This window comes from Streptomyces sp. NPDC034043 (assembly GCF_055575675.1).
The window spans coordinates 1-4,766 of the sequence record NZ_JBVISF010000041.1 but is presented as its reverse complement, the minus strand read 5'-3'; the positions used below and the strand labels follow the sequence as shown (position 1 = coordinate 4,766).

General features: G+C 69.2%; 3 protein-coding genes and 2 pseudogenes. All 5 read left to right on the top strand.

Features of this window, described 5'->3' with window-relative positions; translation table 11 throughout:
* Positions 1 to 102, top strand: a pseudogene (locus ACZ51S_RS34635) (ATP-binding protein); the annotation flags it as partial.
* A gap of 294 nt (positions 103 to 396) precedes the next feature.
* Positions 397 to 3,600 (top strand): sensor histidine kinase, encoded by a 3,204-nt coding sequence (locus tag ACZ51S_RS34630; protein WP_468963181.1) that lies wholly within the window; start codon positions 397 to 399, stop codon positions 3,598 to 3,600.
* A gap of 10 nt (positions 3,601 to 3,610) precedes the next feature.
* On the top strand, positions 3,611 to 4,024 hold the full coding sequence (locus ACZ51S_RS34625; RefSeq protein WP_030037347.1) for a roadblock/LC7 domain-containing protein: 414 nt from the start codon (positions 3,611 to 3,613) through the stop codon (positions 4,022 to 4,024).
* 93 nt (positions 4,025 to 4,117) lie between these two features.
* The gene (locus tag ACZ51S_RS34620) at positions 4,118 to 4,672 is read left to right on the top strand and encodes a DUF742 domain-containing protein (RefSeq protein ID WP_388946570.1); all 555 of its coding nucleotides are present in this window, start codon (positions 4,118 to 4,120) and stop codon (positions 4,670 to 4,672) included.
* Positions 4,653 to 4,766 (top strand): annotated as a pseudogene (locus ACZ51S_RS34615) (ATP-binding protein); the annotation flags it as partial. The gene ACZ51S_RS34620 and the pseudogene ACZ51S_RS34615, both read left to right, overlap by 20 nt.

Below are 4,766 nucleotides of genomic sequence, written 5' to 3'. Positions count from 1 at the left end.
CCCGACGCCCCCATCATCACCACCGACGCCCGCCACCGCGCGGACGCCAAGAGCGCACTCATCACGCTCGTCGAGCACGCCCTCATGGCACGGCTCAAGTAGCACGCACGGCAAGGCGATGCGCCGGGGGGCGGGCTGTGTTCTGGAACACGGCCCGCCCCCCGCGTTCATAACGTTTCGACAGTGAATTGTCGCCGGGCGGGCACAGCGTGCGTTCGGCTGGTGCCGCTGCGCGCACGGGTGGCCCCATTTTTGCCGCAGCTCGCTCTTAATGTCCGTTTTATGTGGGGCATAAGGTTCTGTGAATGGCCGGATTCAACTGTTTGGAACACGGCGCTTAACCATGCTGGAATTCAGCGAACTAGCTAGTAGCACCGCCGGAAGGTTGTTGGTCGAGTGAGGCGAAGCAACTCGAGCCCCGCGGATGAACCCGCGCGAGGCAACTTCACCCCGCCGCCGCGCGCGGCCATGTCGCCTGTCGACGTGCCCGCGGAACCATCCGCGAGCGGCGGCAGCACCAGCAGGCTCGCCCCCCGCAACTGGCGGGTGGCAACCAAGCTGAACGCCATCCTCCTGGTCCCCGTCCTCGTCGGACTGGTCATGGGCGGCTTCCAGGTGAAGGGCTCGATCGACAGCTGGAACGAGGCCAAGGACGCCGAGAAGACCGCCCGGATCGTCCAGGCCGCGTCCGAGTACGGCGAGGCCCTCCTCAACGAGCGCGACGTCACCGCCGAGCCCCTCCTGAAGGGCGACCGCAACAACGAGGCCGTGACGAAGGCCTACGCGGCCACCGACGCGGCCAAGGCCAAGTTCGCGCGGGCCGTGAAGGACCTCCCCGCGAAGCAGGGCCTCGAGCGCCGCCTCGAACTCTTCCGCCAGGAGGAGCCGAAGCTGGAGCAGGTCCGCAAGACGGCCTACGCCATCCCCGAGACCCAGAAGAAGAACCTCCCCTCCTCGGCCGGCCCCATCCCGACCGAAGAGGGATACGTGCTGGTCCAGCACTACCTCATGCAGTTCTCCAACGAACTGGGCCTGGGCACCGGAAACGTCACCAGCTACGGCCGCATGGTCTACGCGGTCGAGCTGGCCAAGGCCGCGAACTCTCTCCAGCGCTCCGTCGGCACGCACCTGCTGGTGCGCCCGAGCGAGAACGAGGAAGTCCGCAAGGCCCAGCTGGTCGCCTTCTCCTCCTACGCCTACCTCGAAGAGATCGCCATCGGCGAGTACGTCGCCGCCGGTACCGACGAGGACACCAACCGGCTCAAGGAGGTCATGGGCAAGAAGTCCCAGGAGGGTGCCGCCAAGCTCGCCCAGGCCAAGCAGGCCGCCGAGCAGGCCGGCACCGTCTTCAAGGCTCCGCCCGTGGTCAACGGCTCCGCGCTCACCGGCATGACCGAGGCGATAGCCGGCGGCGAGAAGCCCGCCAAGCTCGCCCTGAACGGCACCACCGCCCCCGCCTGGCAGGCCGCCGCCACCGCCAAGTTCGAGGGCTACGCCGAGATCGAGGAGGACCTCCTCGACAAGGCCGTCAAGGACGCCGTCGCGGTGTCCGACAAGTCGCGCGGCGACGCCATCCTGACCGGTGCCATCGTGGTCGTGGCCCTGCTGGCCGCCTTCATCCTGGCCGCGATGATGGCCCGCCAGATGAGCCGCTCGATGCGCCGTCTGCGCACCTCCGCCTTCGACATCGCCGAGCAGCGCCTCCCCGCGCTCGTCGACCAGCTCTCGCGCACCGACCCGGGCAAGGTCGACACCCGCGTGGAGCCGATCCCGATCACCTCCCAGGACGAGATCGGCGAGGTCGCCCGCGCCTTCGACCAGGTCCACCGGGAAGCGGTCCGGCTCGCCGCCGAGCAGGCGCTCCTGCGAGGGAACGTCAACGCGATCTTCACCAACCTCTCCATGCGCAACCAGTCGCTGATCGAGGGCCAGCTGACCCTCATCACCGACCTGGAGAACAACGAGGCCGACCCGGACCAGCTGGAGAACCTCTTCCGCCTGGACCACCTGGCCACCCGTATGCGCCGCAACGGCGAGAACCTCCTCATCCTCGCGGGTGAGAACCCGGGCCGCCGCTGGGACCAGCCGGTGCCCCTCGTCGACGTGCTGCGCGCCGCCTCCTCCGAGGTGGAGCAGTACGAGCGCATCGAGCTCTCCGGCGTCTCCGACGCTGAGATCCACGGCCAGGCCGTGACCGACCTCGTGCACCTGCTCGCCGAGCTCCTGGAGAACGCCACCACCTTCTCCTCCCCGCAGACCAAGGTCCGCGTCAACGCCACGCGTCTGCCCGACGGCCGCGTGATGGTCGAGATCCACGACAAGGGCATCGGCCTCACCGCCGAGGACTTCGCGGACATCAACCACAAGCTGGCCAACCCGCCGACCGTGGACGCGGCGATCTCGCAGCGCATGGGTCTGTTCGTGGTCGGCCGGCTGGCGGACCGCCACAGCATCCGCGTCCAGCTGCGCCCCTCGGGCGAGGCGGCCGGCACCACCTCGCTGGTCATGCTCCCCGACGCCATCACCCACGGTGGCGGTGGCGAGGGCATACCGGAAGACGACTTCACCGTCTCGTCGATCATTCCGCAGCAGCAGGCGCAGCAGGCCGCCCCGCTGCGGACGGCCGCCGAACTCGGCTTCGACGACTCCGCCTACGACGGCCAGGACGCCCAGGGCGGCGAGCGGAAGCCGGCCGACCCGGTCGTGCGCTCCCTGGGCCGCGAGGAGCGCCGGGCCGCTCTTGAGGCGCAGCTCAACTACCCGCAGGCGCAGGATCAGGATCAGTACTCCGGGCCGGAGGCCCAGGACTATCCGGAACCTCAGCCCGAGCACGGGTACCAGGAGTACCAGGGCTACGAGCAGCAGTCCGCGCAGGGTTACGAGGCCCCGTACGACACCCAGCAGCAGCCGCAGGCCTATGAGGCGTACCCGGAGCAGGGCTATGCCTATCCGGAGTCCGGTTACCAGGACCAGCAGCAGCCCGCCCAGGCGTACGAGGGCGGCTACGAGGAGCAGTCCCAGCAGGGCCAGTGGCCCGGGCAGAACACCTACCCGGGCTCCTACCAGCAGGATTACGGGACCGATTCGGAATCCCCCGCCGCTCCCGAACCGGCTTCGGACCGCGTAGGCTTCGACAGTCCGGGCGCCGCTGCAGACGCCGGTCACCAGTTGACCGGAGCGGGCCTGCCGCGACGCGGCAGCCAGCAGCAGTGGCAGTCGGCACAGCAGGAAGCGGAGTCCGCCGGATCCCTCTTCGAGCAGCGGCCGCGGCGTCAGCCGCAGCCCGCCGAGCCGGAGCGGGAACCGGAGGAGGCAGCAGCCGGTTCCGGTTGGCGCTCGACGAACGACGAGCGCTGGCAGCAGGCCGGCAAACTCCGTGAGCCGAAGGCGGGCGGGGTCACCTCGTCCGGTCTCCCTCGGCGCGTGCCCAAGGCCAACCTGGTCGAGGGTGCTGCGGAGACGACCCCGCAGGGAGGCCCCCAGGTCTCCCGCGCCCCGGAGGACGTCCGTGGCAGGTTGAGCAACCTGCGACGGGGTGTCCAGCAGGGACGCAGCGCGGGTTCCGAGCAGTCAAGTAACAGCTATGACCAGGAGCGTTAGTGTGAGCGCGATGAGCCAGGCGGCGCAGAACCTGAACTGGTTGATCACCAACTTCGTGGACAACACCCCCGGGGTGTCCCACACGGTGGTGGTCTCCGCCGACGGCCTTCTGCTGGCGATGTCCGACGGATTCCCGCGCGACCGCGCCGATCAGCTGGCGGCCGTGGCCTCCGGCCTGACCTCGCTGACCGCCGGTGCCTCCCGGATCTTCGAGGGCGGCGCCGTCAACCAGACCGTTGTGGAGATGGACCGCGGGTTCCTCTTCCTGATGTCCGTCTCCGACGGATCCTCGCTCGCGGTGCTCGCGCACCCCGAGTGCGACATCGGCCTCGTCGGCTACGAGATGGCCCTTCTGGTGGACCGTGCGGGCAGTGTCCTCACCCCGGACCTGCGCGCGGAGCTCCAGGGAAGTCTTCTCAACTAGCAGACGGACAGTGCGTTTCGCGTCACCGCACCATAAGGTGCGGTGGCGCGGTTCCACAGGGAGTACTGCGTTCTTGGAGTCGGAGGAGGAAACGTGACAACACCCGGAGGACATCCTTATGGCGGCCACCAGCCGCAGGGTGGGCACGACCAGAACCGCTTCAACTTCCCCTCCGCGCCCAGCCGGCCGGTGCCGGAGCACAACCCCTACGCCCAGCAGCCGTACGGCCAGCCCCAGCAGCCCCAGGCGCCTCACCGGCTTCCGCAGCAGCCCCCCAGGGCGGCGCAGCCGCAGGCTCCGAAGGCGCACAACCCGCTGGTGCGCCCGTACGCGATGACCGGCGGCCGTACCCGGCCGCGCTACCAGCTCGCCATCGAGGCGCTGGTCAGTACCACGGCGGATCCGGCGCGCCTGCAAGGGCAGTTGCCCGAGCACCAGCGCATCTGCCGCCTGTGCCAGGAGATCAAATCCGTAGCGGAGATCTCGGCACTTCTCTCCATTCCTCTTGGTGTCGCCCGAATCCTCGTCGCCGACTTGGCGGAGGCGGGCCTTGTCGCCATTCACCAGCCCGGCGGCGACGAGTCTGCCGGCGGCCAGCCAGATGTGACACTGCTCGAAAGGGTGCTCAGTGGACTTCGCAAGCTCTAACGGCGGAGCGGCTCCGCGCTCCACCACCTCCGCGAAGATCGTGGTGGCGGGCGGCTTCGGCGTGGGCAAGACCACGTTCGTCGGCGCGGTCTCC